Here is a 16890-nt window from a genome sequence, read left to right on the forward strand (position 1 = left end):
TTGTGTTTCCGCCGGGATACGCTGCGGTTATTTCCCGAGAATCATCATTGCAGCCGCAGCAGCTGCTTTAGTTCCGGCAGCCAGTGATGGCTGCAGTGCCGGACCGAAGCCGGGGTTGTGGTTCGGGAACTTTTCCTGATCCGGTTTGAAACCGCCGAATCCCCAATAAATATATGGGCAGCCGAAAGCATTTGGGATTGTTGAAAAATCTTCGGAAGCTGTTTGTGCTTTCAAATCAACAACGTTTTCTGCTCCGAGCACGCTGCGCAGATGCGCAGTGAGCTGCTGGTTTAATTCCGGATCATTGTAAGTTAGCGGATATTCGTCATAGACTTCAATTTCCGGCGCTTTTGGAGAATGGGAAGCTGCACATTCGGCGGTAACAATCCGTTTGATTGCACTAATCAGCTGTTCGCGGATCTCATCCGAATAGGCGCGCACATTCAAAAGCAGCTCTGCTTCTCCGGGAATTACATTTGCGGCACTTCCGGCGCTCACTTTTCCAACGCTTACGACGCCGAAATCAAATGGGCTTACTTCACGGGAAACAATCGTTTGGATCCGAGTGATTATCGCGGCTGCAAGAACGACGGCGTCCACTCCGAGATGCGGCATTGAACCATGGGTCCCTTTTCCGAATACTTTCACCCGCAGGCTTGCTGCTGTCGAAAGGAACGGACCGTCGGCGGTGCCGATTTTTCCTGATTCGGGCGTGGTTAGCACGTGCTGTGCAAAGCAGTAATCCGGGGTGGGAATTCGTTCGGTGAGTCCGTCGGAAACCATTGATTTTGCACCCTGAGCGGTTTCTTCACCCGGTTGGAAAAGTGCAATATAGGTGCCGGCCCATTCGTCCTGATGTTCTGCAAGCGCCCGAGCGGCGCCAAGTGCTGCTGCGATATGCATATCATGCCCGCATGCATGCATTGCCGGAACAAGTTCTCCGGCGGCATTCGGAGTTTTTGCGGTGGAAGCGTAGGGCAGCCCGGTATCTTCTTTCACGGCGAGTGCATCAATATCTGCGCGGAAAAGTACTGTTGGCCCGGTGCCGTTTTTGAGGACGCCGACAACTCCGCCGCCAATCTGCTGGACAGTGTATCCGATAGCAGTGAGGATTTCAGTAATTTTGCTGCCGTATTCACCTCGAGCATTGAAAGTTCGGGGTGCTGATGGAAGTGAATATAGAGATCTTCTTGCCAGGAAGTATATTTTTCTAAGGAATCATAAATTGTGCTCATATCTAATTATGCCAAGCAAATTTTTCTTTGTTCTAGGACTTTCATTTAAAAGTGAAAACATCGCGGAAAGTGAGCCAAAACGAAACTTTATTTGGAAAGTATTGATGCGGAAATATTGCCGAAGTTTTAAGCGCCGCTCATTCCTCTGATGTCTGAATCCATTTCGTACCTTTCACTCGATAGTGCATTGTGGCTGCGCGAATGCCCATGAACACGATTGCGTACCCCGCCCAAAGAATTAACATTCCGATAATTATTTCGATATTAAGTTCGCTGTTTTGCATTATTGGAGTCGGCGGGATAAATTTCGGACTGAAAATTATGATGATTCCGGCGATTGGGGCAAAGGAAAGAAGTGAAATCAGCATGTATTTCGCAAGTTTTTCGTGTCTCCGGCACCAATGAGGATACCGTCGAGCATATAAGTGACGGCGCCTATTGGAAGCGCCAGCGAAGTCAGCCGCATTGTGTGCATACTGAGTTTTTGCACGGAAGCGTCGATTGACATTAAATGCGGAACAAAAAATGAGATTGCAATAAAAATACAGCCAAGGATTATTCCGGCGCGGACGCTCCAGCGCAGGCAGCGGGAAAGAATCATCCGAACTTTTTGGGCATCGCTTGAGCCAAGACCTTGACCGATAAGAATTTGTGCGGCAATTGCAAGAGAGTCCAGACCGTATGCCGCAAAGTTCCACATCGACATGACGATTTGATTTGCGGCGAGAGCGGCGGTGCCAAGCGCGGCGGCAGCGGCGATTTGCAGGAGCAGTGCGGTACGCAAGGAAAGAGTTCGAATAATTAGCGGCGCTGAATCGTGCAAAGATTTTAATACCCCGTCTCCTGAGGGAAATAAGGAAATGTTTTGTTTGCGGGCAATTTGTGCAAACCGCCAGGTGAGAAAAATTCCGATTCCGGCTTGTGCCAGTGCGCTGCCGTATCCGGCACCGGCTACGCCCAGTCCGGCAGCGTAAATAAACACCGCATTCAGCGGGATGTTTATTAGCGCACCTGCCGTCGAAGCAATTAGCGGTGATTTTGTGTCAGAAAAGCCGCGTAAAGCGCCGGTGCTTGCCAGCACGAGCAGCATTGCGGGAAATCCGAATGCGGAAGCCTGTAAATATGCAACGGCTTGCGGAAGTACTTCTGGGTTTGGTTTGAAAAGTGAAAGCAGCGGTGCGGCAGCGAAGAAAAGGAATAATGATAATGCGGAACCCAGCCCGAGCGCGAGCCAGATTCCGTCGATTCCGAGCCGGGCGGCTTTTGCCGGATTGCCTTTTCCGACGAAATGTGCGGTTGAAGCTGTGGTGGCGTAGGTGAGAAAAATACACAGCCCAATTAGTGTATTGAGAAGTGTTGAAGCAAGTGCCAGGCCGGCAAGTTCTTTCGTTCCAAGATGCCCAACCATTGTTGAATCTACGGCAACGAGCAGCGGTTCGACAAGGAGCGTGCCCAGTGAAGGAAGTGCAAGTTTTGCAATGCTGCGGTCAATTTCGCGCGGAGAGTTGGTTTTGGGGCTAATGTGCGGATCAGATGTGCTGTGTTTATTTTTTTGATTCATGGATTTTAAGGCCAGGTGCTTTGCAGGAGAAGCGGACAATACGGACAAGCGGACAATATGGATAGCAGCAGATAAACAGGTAAGCAGATAACGACGGGTATTCGCAAGTTTCGTGCGGATTCGCAAGTTTTCATGTGAATCCGCACCGTCGATATCGGTGTTTGCGGCTGTATAGTGCCGACGGCAGTGCAAGGTGCAGTGCGAGTCGATAGCTAGAATAAAATAATATAGATTATGAACAAAATAAAGATAATATATCCGATATTGCTGCTGATAAATTGCTTTACAGCATTGGTAAGTTCTTCGCCCTCAAGATGATCTAAATTCCCGAGCAGCTCATTGAGAGTGGCGTATTTTGGAGTTATTTGCTTTTGGTTTGGATTTTGCGGTTCTTGCGCGGATGTTTTTATCTGGTGATCTGCGGAAGCAGTTTTGGTACTGTTCGTAATTTCCGCAATCTGATTATTGCTTGTTTGTGAGCTGTTTGCCTGTGAAAGCTGTACAGACTCGGCAATATCCTGCTTCAGTGAATCAGTAAATTCTTTCACTAGTGAGAGCTTGGATAATTGCGGAAGATGCTGTGCAGAGGTCCGAATTTGCCCGACCTTGTTAACGGCTTTTAAGGTCTGTTTTAGTGTTTGCGGTTTCGCGGCGGCAGTGTTTTCTTGGCGAAGATGCCGGCTGTGATGAGGTGATTTTTTATCGCGGCTATCGGAAGAGTTGGAAGAAATAGCGCCGCGCGGCAAGCTGCACTGAGTGAAAAATTTTTGCGTGCAGTGTCTGTATGCTGTTCCTTACCAGCGAGGAACGCATCTGCGAGGTCGCTGTGCTTTTTCCAGGCATTTCCGCGGGCGCGTTTATTTAGATTGCGTGTCGAACTGCCAAGCCATGCGGATCCAGAAGTGTTATCTGAGTCAAAAGCGCCCGACATATTGTGCTCCCGTCTTTATACTTGGATTTCCGGTTGATATTGCAGCTGTCTCTGCTTCTATAGATAAGCCTATCTGATAAATACAGTGTTCTGTTCCAACTTGAGTTGGACATCAATTTAACTTTTGTCAAACTCGGGCGTGTTTTAACTTTAAGTATTTTTGAAAGATGAATGAATATTGCGGAATTAGACACAAATACATATCCACTGCTGTGGAAAATATTTGTGGCTAAAATTAGCGCTTTTCCGCAGGCTTTCCACAATTGTGGATATAAATATACGGTATTTTAGTGTATATCCACCTGTTCTAGACACTTTTTCCATAAACACGCGAAATATAATCCACAGAAATACTTAAAGTATCCACAGGTTTTTGTAAACTTGTCTTAAGTCCGATTTGTGTTCGAGGCATATTCATGGTTCGTTAAAGTTGTTTACAGTAGATAAAGAATAACGGCGATATGACGAGTGTGATTGTGAAACCTCCGCACAGTTTGTGCAGAGCTTTGCGCAGTTCCAAATCGGCAGCGTTACCACAAGTCATCCGGAAGTAAAATACCCGCAGTAAGTTCGGCAAGTTCGGCAGCTACGATTCAAAAACAAGGAGAGACGCGATGGCATATGACGTACCGCAGCAAAAATTTGCACCAAGAGCCAGCGCACCCACAGGAAGTTCAGATTTTGCGCGAGTTCCTCCGCAGGATCTTGAAGCAGAGATGAGTGTGCTGGGCGCAATGCTGATTAATAAAGACGCTATTTCTGAGGTAGTGCCGATTTTGAAAGCTATCGATTTCTACCGTCCGCAGCATGCAACAATTTTCACCGCGATAATCAGCGTTTTTGGCGACGGCGGAGTTGCGGACACAATCACAATCGCCGCATATTTAAAAAACAAAGGTGAACTTGACCGTACCGGCGGGCAAGATTATCTTTATCGCCTTGTAAGCATGGTTCCCACCGCAGCAAATGCAGCATATTATGCCCGAATCGTAAAAGATCTCGCAAAGCTGCGGGCATTGATTAATGCCGGGACGAAGATTGTGCAGCTAGCTTATGGCGGAGAAGGTATTGAGGTTGACAATCTAATCGACATGGCGCAGCAGGAAATGTTTGCGATGGCGGAAGAAAACATCTCGAACGAGTATGCCAATTTCGAGCAGATTCTCCCAGATGTAATCGCTGAAATTGAAGCAAATAGCGCGCGCGACGGCATAATGGCAGGTCTGCCGACGGGTTTTACTGAACTGGATCAGAGTTTGAATGGTTTACGTGCCGGACAAATGATTATTGTGGCAGCCCGTCCCGGCATGGGTAAATCTACATTGGCAATGGATATTTGCCGAAATGTGGCGATTCGTGAGGGGAAAGCCGTCGCGTTCTTCTCGCTCGAAATGAGCCGCACAGAATTGGTGATGCGTGCGCTCGCGGCAGAGTCGGGAGTATTTCTTTCGAAACTGATTCGCGGCGAGTTGGAGCAGCGTGACTGGAATACGATTGCGAACACGATGGAACGTATCGGTTCCGCACCTTTCTTTGTGGATGATTCGCCAAACTTGACGATGACGGAGATTCGCGCAAAAGCCCGCCGGATGCGCCAGCAAAACCAGATTGAATTAATCGTGATTGATTACTTGCAGCTGCTCACTTCCGGCGGGCGGACGCCGGAGTCGCGGCAGCAGGAAGTTTCGGAGTTTTCGCGTTCGATTAAATTGCTTGCAAAAGAGCTGGATGTGCCGATTATTGCTGTTGCCCAGCTGAATCGTAATCCGGAAGCGCGTAATGATAAGCGCCCGCAGGTGGCTGATCTTCGTGAGTCTGGTTCGCTGGAGCAGGATGCGGATGTGATTTTATTGATTCACAACAAGGATGGTGATGATCCGATGGATCCGCCGCCGTCGGAGATTATTGTGGGAAAGAATCGTTCTGGGCCGACTGGTTCGGTGGAGTTGATGTTCCAGCGTAACCGTACACGTTTTGCGAATCTTGCAAGCAGTGATAATTTCGCGAATCAAGAGTACTGAGTGTGCTGATTTTCCGCCTGCTGCGGGTTTACCGGTTTTGCGGTATTGTAATTTTTCTATGAAAACTGGTTATTTTGCTGCAAAGCGGTGTTTTTGCATAGATCAAGCCTGACTGCTGTGCAAAAACACCGCTTGGAACCGGCCGAAATGGAGCCAAGTAAAAGGCGATGCATATTTTGTTTGTATCGCGGGTATCGGCTGACGTAACTGACGGCAAAATGCTTGTGCGTCCACGTAAGTGGTGGCAAAGTTCGCATAATCTCACGTAACTGGTGGCGAAATAGGTAGTTTTGATTTCCGACGGGAGTGCTGTCGTTATTGCGAGCTTGTGACCTGCACAAATGCAACCACTTCCGTAGGCAATAATCGCAGCCTGAGTTCTTGCCGCCAGTTACGTAACGAAAATAAGTTTCCGCCGCCGGCGGAGATTATTGCGGAGAAAAGTTATTCTGCGCCGATTTCTTTGCGGAGCTTGGTGAAGTATCCGATTTGGTAGTCGATATTTTCTTTCCAGCGCCGGCGCAGAGTTTCGGTGGCGCGAACTTTACTTCGTTCGGTTTCCAGCTGTGTGAAATATCCGTCGATCCATTCAATCTGCGCGGGCGTACTTAATTCTAGGAACTTGAAATAGTTTAAAGTATCGAAAATGCGGTAAACGGAGAAGCGGTCGATGTCGTCGCACTGCCCAATCAGCCGTGCGGGCAGTGTTGGTTCGCAATCGAATATGAAATATTTCTCTCCCGCACGGTTTTCGAAAGTTCCGCCATTTTTGCCTGGATTCCAGATTGTATCTACATGCATTGCAATGCCCTGGGCGATTTCCTGGCAGATTGGTTGATCTATCCCGGCTTCACGCAATAAACGGTAAGCGCGGAGCGCCCTGCCCGCCCATGATCTACCGGCACTGCGGCGTCCCATTTCCCGATATCATGCAGTAAACAGCCAATTTCCAGTATTTCCGGATCAAGCGGCATTTCCGGTGTGGAATCGGCGAGAGCAATTTCTCTCCCGATTTTTGCCGTACGTAAACAATGCTCGAAACGATATTTTTCGCCTGATCAGATTTTTTGGCGACGGCAAAAGATGTGTGTGCAGTGCAGACTGCAGAAAATCGCGAAGCTGTACAAAGTTTTCAAAACGTCCAAAGTGTTCCATATTGCCGCTTTCCGATGTTTAATGAGATGTTTAATGAGATAAAGCCAATTTAGCAACCTGCACGGGTAGCTGCTGAATAATATTAATAATTTAGAGTCAGAAATTATAAAGATTATAAATGTAAAAAGCCATTAAAGGAATTTCAAAGTGCAGCTTCCAAATAGAACTTATCATTTTATGATTTCGCACATAGTTCTGTAGCGTATGCATACTATATCGTTGCTGCTGCGGAGGAGAAAGCATGGTTGGCAGAAAGTGTGTTTCTCCTATGCCCGGGATTCTCAATTGCTTATCGGTACGGTTCCGGAAAATGCAAGTGCAGAAGATTTTGCACAGGAATTGTTGGCTGGCAATTTAGTTAGTTTTGTAAGTACGGATAATTCTATAAATCTGCCCGGCGCTAATAAACGATTTAATTTTTCTGAAATTGGCACGTTTTCATGGAAGCCGGAAATTGCGGGCAATGGCAATAGCAACAGCAATAGCAGTGCCGGCGCTATGCCGCAATATAAGAGTGTTTCACAATCGAAAGGATGCTGGAGAGCCAGTTCAAGACTATAGGCTTGGGGAATTTCGGATAACGGACTTATTTGTGTTCCGCTTGGCGCTCTTACCGGTCTGGCGGGTGCTGCTGCCGGATTCGGCTGCAGCATTACGGGAAATTTTATCGAAGACCAAATTCCAGGGAATTCAGTTTGCAGGTAAACAAGATGGAACTTTTCAAGAAACTTCTTCTCTGGATTATTGGAACGCTCGTTTTAATTGCGGTCGATTTTATTGGCGGTTATTTTCGCACAAGTCTTTCGGGAGCACGGCAGATATTGCACTTGTTTGCATTTTTGGCGGTATTGGCAGCAATATTTGTCTGGATGCTGAAAATTTTAATGCGTGCGGGAAGCGCAGAAAACTCGAAAAATAATGAAAAGTAACGCAGATTCCGCGTTTAACAGCGTAAACGCTTAATATCTTAAAGCCGGATGCAGAAAGCTGTGCCGGATTTAAAATCTGATTCAAAACGCAAAATTTTAAATCCGGCACAGCCGTCGTAAATTCCCGCGGGAAAATAGCGGATTTACGCATTTTCGGGCTGATAAGCACCTTGCCAGACGGTATCGAATGGCGTATTGCCGGATACGCGCGCTTTAATCCCGGCAGTTACAAGCTCTTTCGCCGTCTTTACTGCATCATGAATTGCAGCACCTTTAGCAAGCTCGGCAGTGATCGCAGCAGCAAGCGAGCAGCCAGCTCCTGAGACGCGCTCATTTCCAATCTTTGGAGCGGAATAAACAATCGCCTCGCTACCGTCCCAAAGCACATCAATTGCATCTGGCCCCGGAAACTCTGTGCCACCTTTTACAACTACATATTTGGGACCAAGTGCGGAAATCCGCTTCGCAGCTTCCGCGAGATCATCCACGGTTTCAAGTTTTTCCATCCCGGCAAGCGTACACGCCTCAAAATAGTTCGGAGTAGCGACGGTAGCGAGCGGTAAAATTTCTTCCCGCAGTGCATTATCAGTATCGAGTGCTTGCCCTGGTTCCTGACCTTTGCAAATAAGCACCGGATCAAGCACAATATTCTTCCAAGGCTGCTTTTTTAACGATTCAGCAACAGTATGAATCGTGTCTGGATGCCCGAGCATTCCGATTTTTACTGTATCAAGATTTTGTGAAGCGGTGGCTGCTTCAATCTGGTCTGCAATCACTTCCGGAGCTACCGGAACGAAACGGTGCCCCCAATTATTTTTCGGATCGAAAGAAACGATACAGGTCAGTGCGCCCATGCCGTAGCAGCCAAGCTGATGGAAAGTCTTTAAATCAACCTGAAACCCTGCGCCGCCGGTGGCTTCCGAACCAGCGATTGTGTATGCAAATGCAGCCATAGTACATCCAATCTTTGTTTACTTATTTTATTTTCGGAGAAATTAGTGAAATAGATGCGAATCAGATTGTATTCATTTCGTCGGGGTGCGGACCGCGCCGCCCAAATTCGCCCTTATCCAATGCGTCAATCTGCGCAATCTCACCAGCAGTCAGCCGAATTTCGGCAGCAGCAAGATTTTCTGCCTGCCGCTCGCGTCCGCTTGCTTTGGGAATTGCGGAAGTTCCGCGGCCGAGATGCCATGCGAGAGTAATCTGCGCCGGGGTAGCATCGTAATCTTTCGCAATCTGCGTGATTACCGGATTATCGAACACCGCTCCCCGTGCAAGCGGACTCCACGCCACTACACGGATTCCTTGATTCCGGCAAAACTCGGCATTGGCGCGATTTCGCAGATACGGATGGCGTTCAATCTGGTTAGCTGCAGGAACGACGGAACACTCACGCAGAATCTGCACTAGATGATGCGGTTCAAAATTCGAAACGCCGATTGCTTTTGCGCGCTTGTCGATAGCGAACTCTTCCATCACTTTGTAAGTGCTTACGAAATCTCCGTCGTAACGCTTCGGCAGCGGCCAATGCATGAGAAAAAGATCAATATAATCCAGCCCAAGATCTTCAAGCGACTTGGCAAAAGATGTCCGTGCAGCTTCGGGATCATGATTGCAGTTATTTAGCTTTGTGGTGATAAAAAGTTCTTCACGCGGGATACCGCTTTGCGCAATCGCTGCGCCAACTTCTTTCTCGTTGCCGTACATTTGTGCCGTGTCAATATGCCGGTAGCCAAGTTTGAGTGCGCTCAGTACCGCTTCGGCAGTATTTTCAGGGGCAATCTTATATGTGCCAAAGCCGAGAGCCGGCATTTTTGCACCAGTATTTAATGTGTATTCGGGAATTTGTATCATGTGTTTATTCTGCCTTACCGGGAGAGAGTTCCGCGAGTTTTCCACAAACTGAGAAAAGCGCGTGCGGCCGCTTAAGCTGCTGTACCTTTTCCAACAAATGCCGCAACAATTTCATCGGTATGAGTATGCAGCGCGTCATGGTGGAAAGTTTCAGAAATGAACGGTGTTAAGCCTTTAATTTGCTTTGCCGTCTCCATTGAAAGGTCGAAAGGAACATACATGTCAGGCTTGTAAATCCAAGCTTTTACCGGCACACTGTTTTCCGCAAGTACTTCCGGATTGTGTAATGCCGGGAAATCGGCAAAGTCTGCAAGCAGTTCTGCTGCTGCAGCAAGCCCGCGAAGTGCCGGATCTTCCTCACCCTGCCAGGGGAATACGTGCTCGCAAGAGAAACGGAAACCAAAGCCGTTTTCCTGCGCCCATTTTTGTAATTCCCGCTCCCCGCGAGCGCCGTCGGTAATATTCGGCACACGGAATTGCGGTAAGCTGGCGCGGACACGGTCGGCAGACCAAGCTGTGGCGGAGTTTCCGTCAAAACCCAAACCGGATTCGCAGCAGACCTGCTTTTGCGCATAAATCGTTTCATGCAAAATCCAATAAAGCGGGGCACGGCCAAAGCTCAGTTCAGCGCCGACGGCATGCAGGAAGCGGGAAGAAAGCTGACGTTTCGGAGTTTCACTGCTGCCGGCAGAATCAGCTGTGTTGGTGAAGCTGCCAGAATCAGCTGCATTACCAGAATTAGCTGTGCCGCTCACAATGAATGGGTTTTCAAGCAAATAATGCATTTTCTCAAAACCGGAAGAGGAGCCGAGTATTATCCCAAGCATTCGGAAACGCCGCGGGGTGAGGCGCTCACCTGTAGGAAGAATTTCTTCATGCTCCGCAAGATGCGCGGCAATCTCCCAGCAAGTTTCCGCATCTGCCGGGAATTGGCGGAAAAATTCGGCGGTTCGCGCTTCAAGGCTTGCCCAGGTGCGCTGATAAACGTCGTCGGCATGGCGGAAAGTTGAAGGAAGCCCGGCGGTGATGAAAGCCTGCTCCAGCCCGCTTGGTGCAAGCGAAAGATAGCTGGTAATACAGAATCCGCCAAAAGACTGCCCGAGAGCTGTCCACTTTTGTGTACCCTGCAGCAGTCTGCGGAGCAGTTCGGCATCAGCGACGATATAGTCGGCGCGGAAGCATGCAAGATAGGCTGCCTGTGCTTTTGTGCTGCTAACGCCGGCTATCCGCAATGAATCCATTGCGTGCGATAAGCCTGTGCCGCGTTCGTCAAGCATTACGATTCGGTAATGTGCAAGTATTTGCTTCATCCAGCCGCCCATTGGAGCTGGGCGAGTGCCAGCCGATCCCGGACCGCCTTGGAAATAAACCAGGCGCGGAAGGTGCTCTCCGCCGTCGGCAATATATTCGCGTGCAAAAACCGTGATTTCACCTGGAAGCTGGGCGCGCTCATCGGCAGATAATCCGAACGCCCGCAAATATTGCCCGTTAAAATCGAGCGGAGCTTGGAAGCGGTGTTCAATCGCAGTGTATCCAGAGAACTGGCGGCGCTGGCTCGATTGCAGATTTTCGGGAGCGAGATAGCTTGGTGCAATTTTGTTAAAAAATTCGGTTTCGGTTTCCGGCTGATTCGCGTTTTGGGTGAGGGCGGCAGATTCATGGCTGCCAGTATTGGATTTCATTGTTTCTCGCTTTATATTTCTGATATTTCGGCTGTGTATTTTGGATTTTGAACTTTGTTTGATGCAAAATCATGGGATTGCGGATGTTTTTGGATGTACGGATGTTTTGTATGCGGGATAACTCGAAATTCCAGGGTAAGTACCTGCGGTAATTCTCCGGTTGGTAATTCTCTGATTATCAGTTATCTGGAAACTTTAATTTGTAATATTTATCCGCAAATTTTCGCAATAAATTATCCTAAGTATATTTGGCTGTCTTCATCTTTCAAACGCGGTTCGCTTTTCAGCTTTGGGCAGTGCCCGGATTTGTCGGCATAAAATTCGCGAATTACGTCCATATCAGCTTTTATGTTGCCAGTGAGTTTAATCGACTTCCCCCAGCCAAAAGTCCCCGAGTTGGCTTTATCGAGATATCCAAGTACGACGGGAAGATCTGCCTGGTAAGCAATATGGTAGAAACCGGATTTCCAAAAATCACGTTTTGCCCGGGTGCCTTTCGGTGCGATTACAAGTGTAAACTCGTCGGCTTTTTGGCTGTTTCCACAGCTGACCCAACCATGCCGTGCTTTGCTGAACGGTCAATCGCTAACCCGCCGACGGCTTTAATCAGCGGACCGAATGGGGAATTAACTGCAGAATCTTTCACGAAAAACTTAAATTTCCGCTTCACCTGCCAAAGCCCAACCGCCATTAATACGCCGTCCCAATAGGAAGTATGCGGTGCGCCGATAATGACGCATTTCTTTGGAAGGTCAATTTCCTTTCTGAATTTGACTGGCAGGATAACGAGAAAAATTGAGGAGATTAGCTTCAAAAACCACATCTTGTTTACTTCCTAAAACTTTCGAAACTGCTTTTAATACTGCACTGGCTTCCCGGGCGAGGTTTCCGGGGGTTTCCCTAGGCTTCCGGGGATTCCTGGAGTTTCTCGGGAGGCTTCCTAGGCTTCCCGGAGTTTCTCGGGCCTGTGCAAAGTCTTGTTTGCCGCGAAATGAGTAAAATTGCTTAATCTTGATTTTTATTTTTATCTTAATCTTGATTTTGATTTTGCGGCACGGTGCCTTTAACCTGACCGCGCTGAGTGTATCGCGGTTTGACTCCCGGATGTTCAGCGCTGGTCTGGTCTATGCTCCGCGTGCTAATTCTTTGTCGATAATTTGATTCATCTGGTTGATATCGGCAGCGCCGGGAATGTATGAGTAGCCAACTAAGAACGCGGGTGTGCCGTTGATTCCAAGCTGTTGCGCACGCTGAGCTGCAGCTTGGACTTTTGTGCGGTTTCCGCACTTTTCATATCGGCAATGAATTGGTCAAGATTTGCTACGCCGACCTGTTTCGCGATTTCAGTGAAAGTGCCGTCGTTATATTGGGCGTTCCCGGAAGCCGCAAGCTGAAAAAGCTCATCGTGGTATTCCCAGAACTTGTTTTGATTTGCGGCAGCTTGGGCGGCGTGAGCGGCGAGGACTGATTCCTGCCCGAGAACCGGGAGAGAATTGAATTCATAACGGATTTCACCAGCTTTGATTCGTGCTGCGAGCTGCGGCTCTGTTTTAAGCGAGTAAGTGATACAGTGGCCGCAGCGAAAATCTGCGTAAACTTCAATTACGACGGGGGCTTTGACGTCACCTTTCGCCATTGGATCGTTTGGATCGAGCCGATGCTGCGCGTTAATTAAATCTTTTACTTCTTGCGGAAGTTCTTGTTCGCCGGTATTAGCAGAATCTCCGTCGGTATTTTGATTATCATTTGTGCCGGTGCCCGTGCCTGACTGCGGATTTGGCTGCTGTTGGCTTGCGGCCGGATTTTCTGGGCGTGCGCCGTCGTTATTTGTGCGTGAAGTAAAGAAGAGTGCTGCAAAAATAACTGCAAGCATTGCAAGTGCGATTACAGCGATAATTAGAATTTTGCTGCTATTTACTTTCGCTGCCTGCGGATATTGCGGGATGTTGGAGCTCGCAGTGTCAGGGATGTGATCTTTATCTGCGGCGGGAACATAATTCGGCTCTTTATTCATGCTTCTAACACTACCTTTTTCGATAAAATTTTGCTGCTAGACGCTTATTTATTGTTATGCGGGGTCTTTATTGTTATGTGGGATCTTTATTGTTATAGCGGTTGTTGTAACGGGAGCCGCATTGCACGATTAAATGATTTCGTTATCACTTACGTGGATGCGCAAGCATTTTGCCGTCAGTTACGTGTGTTCGCGGGGATTTTGCCGTCAGTTACGTAGTCTCGTGTCCGTTCCATCATGGGCTTACGTACTCTCGCAGCTTGAATAACCCACCCAAACCGCACATTTAATAGCAAGACCAGCTTCCCTCTACGCAACTGGTGGCAGGAAATAGAAAACTTCACGTAACTGGTGGCGGGAACTAATTTTCTTCACGTAAGTGGTGGCAAGAACTCAGGGTGAAATTTTCACCGTCGGAAGTGCCTGTGTTTGTGCTGGTCATCGGCTTAAAGTTCCGACGGCTCTCCCGTCGTTACACAAAACTGCTCATTTCGCTACTAGTTACGTAACCGTACAGGGCATTTCGCCATCAGTTACGTTTAAAAATACGGATTGTGCCACCAGTTACGTTAGTTAAAGTAGATCTTGCCGTCACTTACGTAAGCGCGCAAGCATTTCGCCACCAGTTACGTTAAAAAATCGGATTTTGCCGTAATTTACGTGACCTTGCGGGCGTTTTACAGCCGGTTACGTAAGCCGCTACCCGCGATGCAAACAAAATGTAACCGGCAAGAACAACAAGCCCGAAAAATCAAAGTACAAATCCAAAAGCCGGCGAGTTCGGCTCAAGCTTTTCAATCTCGATATCAGATGCGTCCATCCGTGCAAGCAGTCCGGCAAGATTTCCAGGATCGTCAATTTCAATTCCGACAAGTGCCGGACCTGTTTCACGATTGTTCTTCTTCATATATTCGAAGCGCACAATATCGTCACCCGCACCGAGAACTTCGTTTAAGAAAGAGCGCAATGCTCCCGGCTTTTGCGGGAAAGTAACCAAAAAATAATGCCGAAAACCTTCGTGAATCATTGCGCGTTCCACAATATCGTCATAGCGGGAAACATCGTTATTTCCGCCGCTGAGCACACAAGCAATTGGTCCGTCGGGAATCTGATCAAGATTCAAATATCCGCGCAATGCAGCTACTGAAAGCGCTCCGGAAGGCTCAGTAATAATCCCTTCAACCTGGTATAAATCGAGCATTTCGGAAGCAATAGCCCCTCAGGCACGCTCACAATGCCGTCGGCAAAATTCTGTGCCACTTCGAATGTAATATCGCCAACGTGTGCGACGGCAGTGCCGTCGGCAAAAGTATCCACTTCCGGCAGTGTAACCGGCTTACCAGCGGCAAGTGCTGCCTGCATTGAAGCCGCTCCGGCCGGCTCCACGCCAATAACTTTCGTTTCCGGATGGAACTGCTTCACCCAGGCAAGTGTGCCGGCAAGCAGACCGCCGCCGCCGACGGGGACAAGCACCGCCGCAGGGGCTTGCGGTGCTTGCGCAAAAATTTCTTTACAACCGTGCCTTGCCCGGCAATTGTGCGCGCATCGTCGAAAGGATGAACGTAAACTGCTCCGGCTGCTGCCGAAAAACGGGTGGCTTCTTTTGCGCATTCGTCAAAAGTAGCGCCGACCTCCACTACTTGCACCCATTCGCCGCCAATATCGCGAATCCGATTCCGCTTTTGGCGCGGAGTAGTGGACGGAATAAAAATCGTGCCCTTAATCTGGAGCTGATTACAGGAAAATGCTACGCCCTGCGCATGATTTCCTGCCGAAGCGCAAACTATTCCGCGGGCAGAATCTTCAGGAGCGAGCGCAGAAATGAAATTGTAGGCGCCGCGGACTTTATAAGAACGCCCCACCTGGATGTCTTCGCGTTTTAAGTAAATATCACGTCCGATTCGGTTGCTGATCCGCACTGAACGCTCAAGCGGAGTGCAGCGGATCTTTGCTCCGAGCCCTTGCGCTGCAAGCACTACGTCGGTGCCGGTAGGAAGTTTGCGGCTGTGCTGCTCTGGCTGCAGGGCGGAATTATTGTCAGTTAAGTTATTTGTATTTGAACTATTGGCGGTGACCATACTTATCCAATTCTGTACGATATTATCTTGTATATTATCTGCTGCTGATTTTCAATCTTATGCGGATTTTTATTCAGTGCGGGTTTTTATAATTCGGTGCGGATTTTGCGCTTGGTACATTTTGCTGGATTTAAGCGAAAGACTCAAATAAATACTGATGTATTAGCAGCAATTTAGCACCAAATGCGGTAGGTGTATCGAACGTATATTAGGCTTATAAGTGTTTACCCCTATTTTATGAGTTTGGAATCAGCTTATGCGTCACGTCCGTAGATTGGCATATTTATCGGCAATGTTAGTGCTGGCACTCATTGCGAGTGCCTGTACACCTGCGCTTGAGCCGGCTAAACCAGAGCAGTCAGTGCAAAATCAGCAGCATAACTCGCCGGAATCGGAAATTTTGAATCCGCTTGAAAAAGGAATTATGAATGCATGGAAAGTAAATCTTGCTGCAAAACCGATTTCCGTTACGTTTGGCGGCACAAATAATCGCGATGAAATCGCGGTGCTCACACAAGACGGCGAAAAACAGACGCTGCATGGGTTTTCGCAAATTGGTGATTCGTTACTCGAAAAATGGAGTTTTGAAATTCCGCACGGTACGGTGCGAAATCTTGTAACTCGCGGCGGGAATGTCTATTTCAATCTGGTTCCGAAAAATATTTCTCGTACCGACGGGAATAGCGCCGAGAGTTTCGATGGAATCACCGGCTTAAGCGGCGGCAGTTCAGATGCTGCGGATTTTTCCGGCGGAAACCGCTCTGGCGGTATGGATCTTTATGCGTTGGATTTGGGCGACGGTTCAGAAAAATTTCGGTGGTCGAAACTTAACCCGCTTGATTCGGCAGCTCCGACTATTGTCGGGAGTTATCTGCGCGGTCTTGGCGTACTGAAAATAGATCAACAGCGGATAACGGCTGCAATCCTTGACGATTCTGGAAAAGTAACAGCAAACCAACAATTCTTTAAATCGGACTTTGGGAAATTAAACGAGCTGCCGGAACCGGGAAATCATCCGGAACAGGATAAGCTCAATCCTGAAATTGGCGGAGAATCTGCGGAAAGTGCAGGCACACGGATTTATCAGTTCCGTCGGAATCAGGTTGTTTTACCAAAAGAACCTGGGGTGCAAAACCGGTTTACAATTGCGTATCCGATGTTGAAAGTATTGGAAGGCGACTGGTGTGAAACAACAGATGTCGGCGCGGTTTGTGTGCAGTTAGCGGAGCAGGCAATTACGCAATACGATCGAAACGGGGATGAGTTTGCACGGGCAAAGTTTGATTCCCGATCAGCTGCCCAAAAGTACCGTTTTATTGGCGGAGTTCCTGGACTGCAGATTGGTGAACTTTTTCCGCGCTGCAAATAAAGTTAAATAATGCGGACTCGCAGTCTGCGGAAGCGAACCGGGCAGAAAATCTTACTGC

17 protein-coding genes and 1 pseudogene are annotated in these 16890 nt (G+C 48.4%); 4 read left to right on the forward strand and 14 right to left on the reverse strand.

The genetic code is table 11. The annotated features are described in order from the left end of the window. Positions 1–27: 27 nt before the first annotated feature. The 5 genes from RQN30_RS07820 to RQN30_RS07840 all read right to left on the reverse strand — a co-directional run bounded on the left by RQN30_RS07820 (position 28) and on the right by RQN30_RS07840 (position 3727). On the reverse strand, positions 28–1206 hold the full coding sequence (locus tag RQN30_RS07820) for an amidohydrolase (protein ID WP_353061813.1): 1179 nt from the start codon (positions 1204–1206) through the stop codon (positions 28–30). A 166-nt stretch (positions 1207–1372) separates the two neighbouring features. Further along, positions 1373–1603 carry a hypothetical protein gene (locus RQN30_RS07825; protein ID WP_353059992.1) on the reverse strand — a complete coding sequence of 77 codons (231 nt, stop codon included), beginning with the start codon at positions 1601–1603 and terminating at the stop codon, positions 1373–1375. Further along, a complete protein-coding gene (locus RQN30_RS07830) occupies positions 1597–2796 on the reverse strand; it encodes an MATE family efflux transporter (RefSeq protein WP_353059993.1) in 1200 nt (399 codons plus the stop codon). Before RQN30_RS07830 ends, RQN30_RS07825 begins: the two co-directional genes overlap by 7 nt. Before the next feature lie 212 nt (positions 2797–3008). Next, complete coding sequence (locus RQN30_RS07835) at positions 3009–3344, reverse strand: hypothetical protein (RefSeq protein ID WP_353059994.1); 336 nt, start codon at positions 3342–3344, stop codon at positions 3009–3011. Between the two features lie 83 nt (positions 3345–3427). Further along, on the reverse strand, positions 3428–3727 hold the full coding sequence (locus RQN30_RS07840; RefSeq protein ID WP_353059995.1) for a hypothetical protein: 300 nt from the start codon (positions 3725–3727) through the stop codon (positions 3428–3430). Positions 3728–4341: 614 nt separating this feature from the next. Between RQN30_RS07840 and dnaB the strand changes: the two genes are divergently transcribed. Next, positions 4342–5748, forward strand: coding sequence for a replicative DNA helicase (gene dnaB, locus RQN30_RS07845; RefSeq protein ID WP_353059996.1), 1407 nt, complete (start codon positions 4342–4344; stop codon positions 5746–5748). Positions 5749–6192: 444 nt separating this feature from the next. Here the strand turns inward: dnaB and RQN30_RS07850 are convergent, their stop codons facing one another. Next, entirely contained in the window at positions 6193–6666 is a 474-nt protein-coding gene (locus tag RQN30_RS07850) for a hypothetical protein (RefSeq protein ID WP_353059997.1), read from the reverse strand. Next, entirely contained in the window at positions 6588–6761 is a 174-nt protein-coding gene (locus RQN30_RS07855; RefSeq protein WP_353061814.1) for a hypothetical protein, read from the reverse strand. The genes RQN30_RS07850 and RQN30_RS07855 overlap by 79 nt, the downstream gene beginning before the upstream one ends. Positions 6762–7188: 427 nt before the next feature. Here RQN30_RS07855 and RQN30_RS07860 point away from each other — a divergent pair, with 427 nt between their 5' ends. Together RQN30_RS07860 and RQN30_RS07865 are read left to right on the forward strand one after the other, a co-directional pair. Then, positions 7189–7464, forward strand: coding sequence for a hypothetical protein (locus tag RQN30_RS07860; RefSeq protein ID WP_353059998.1), 276 nt, complete (start codon positions 7189–7191; stop codon positions 7462–7464). 149 nt (positions 7465–7613) lie between these two features. Beyond that, positions 7614–7832 (forward strand): hypothetical protein, encoded by a 219-nt coding sequence (locus RQN30_RS07865; protein WP_353059999.1) that lies wholly within the window; start codon positions 7614–7616, stop codon positions 7830–7832. A 143-nt stretch (positions 7833–7975) separates the two neighbouring features. Here RQN30_RS07865 and thiD read toward each other — a convergent pair whose 3' ends face one another. From thiD to RQN30_RS07900, 7 genes and pseudogenes are all read right to left on the reverse strand, one after another. Next, positions 7976–8785, reverse strand: coding sequence for a bifunctional hydroxymethylpyrimidine kinase/phosphomethylpyrimidine kinase (gene thiD / locus RQN30_RS07870; RefSeq protein ID WP_353060000.1), 810 nt, complete (start codon positions 8783–8785; stop codon positions 7976–7978). A gap of 61 nt (positions 8786–8846) precedes the next feature. After that, the gene (locus tag RQN30_RS07875; RefSeq protein ID WP_353060001.1) at positions 8847–9689 is read right to left on the reverse strand and encodes an aldo/keto reductase; all 843 of its coding nucleotides are present in this window, start codon (positions 9687–9689) and stop codon (positions 8847–8849) included. Between the two features lie 71 nt (positions 9690–9760). Then, a complete protein-coding gene (locus RQN30_RS07880; RefSeq protein WP_353060002.1) occupies positions 9761–11371 on the reverse strand; it encodes an alpha/beta fold hydrolase in 1611 nt (536 codons plus the stop codon). A gap of 505 nt (positions 11372–11876) precedes the next feature. Continuing rightward, positions 11877–12194: a 1-acyl-sn-glycerol-3-phosphate acyltransferase gene (locus RQN30_RS07885; RefSeq protein WP_353060003.1), complete on the reverse strand. Its 318-nt coding sequence runs from the start codon at positions 12192–12194 to the stop codon at positions 11877–11879. A gap of 384 nt (positions 12195–12578) precedes the next feature. Further along, positions 12579–13385: a DsbA family protein gene (locus RQN30_RS07890; RefSeq protein ID WP_353060004.1), complete on the reverse strand. Its 807-nt coding sequence runs from the start codon at positions 13383–13385 to the stop codon at positions 12579–12581. 751 nt (positions 13386–14136) lie between these two features. Then, the gene (locus tag RQN30_RS07895) at positions 14137–14586 is read right to left on the reverse strand and encodes a hypothetical protein (RefSeq protein ID WP_353060005.1); all 450 of its coding nucleotides are present in this window, start codon (positions 14584–14586) and stop codon (positions 14137–14139) included. Then, positions 14526–15463: pseudogene (locus tag RQN30_RS07900) on the reverse strand (pyridoxal-phosphate dependent enzyme). Before RQN30_RS07900 ends, RQN30_RS07895 begins: the two are co-directional and overlap by 61 nt. A gap of 256 nt (positions 15464–15719) precedes the next feature. Here RQN30_RS07900 and RQN30_RS07905 point away from each other — a divergent pair. Then, complete coding sequence (locus tag RQN30_RS07905) at positions 15720–16832, forward strand: hypothetical protein (RefSeq protein ID WP_353060006.1); 1113 nt, start codon at positions 15720–15722, stop codon at positions 16830–16832. Positions 16833–16890: the final 58 nt, after the last annotated feature.

It is taken from the genome of Arcanobacterium hippocoleae, assembly GCF_040360365.1.
GTDB classification, from domain to species: Bacteria; Actinomycetota; Actinomycetes; order Actinomycetales; family Actinomycetaceae; genus Arcanobacterium_A; species Arcanobacterium_A hippocoleae_A.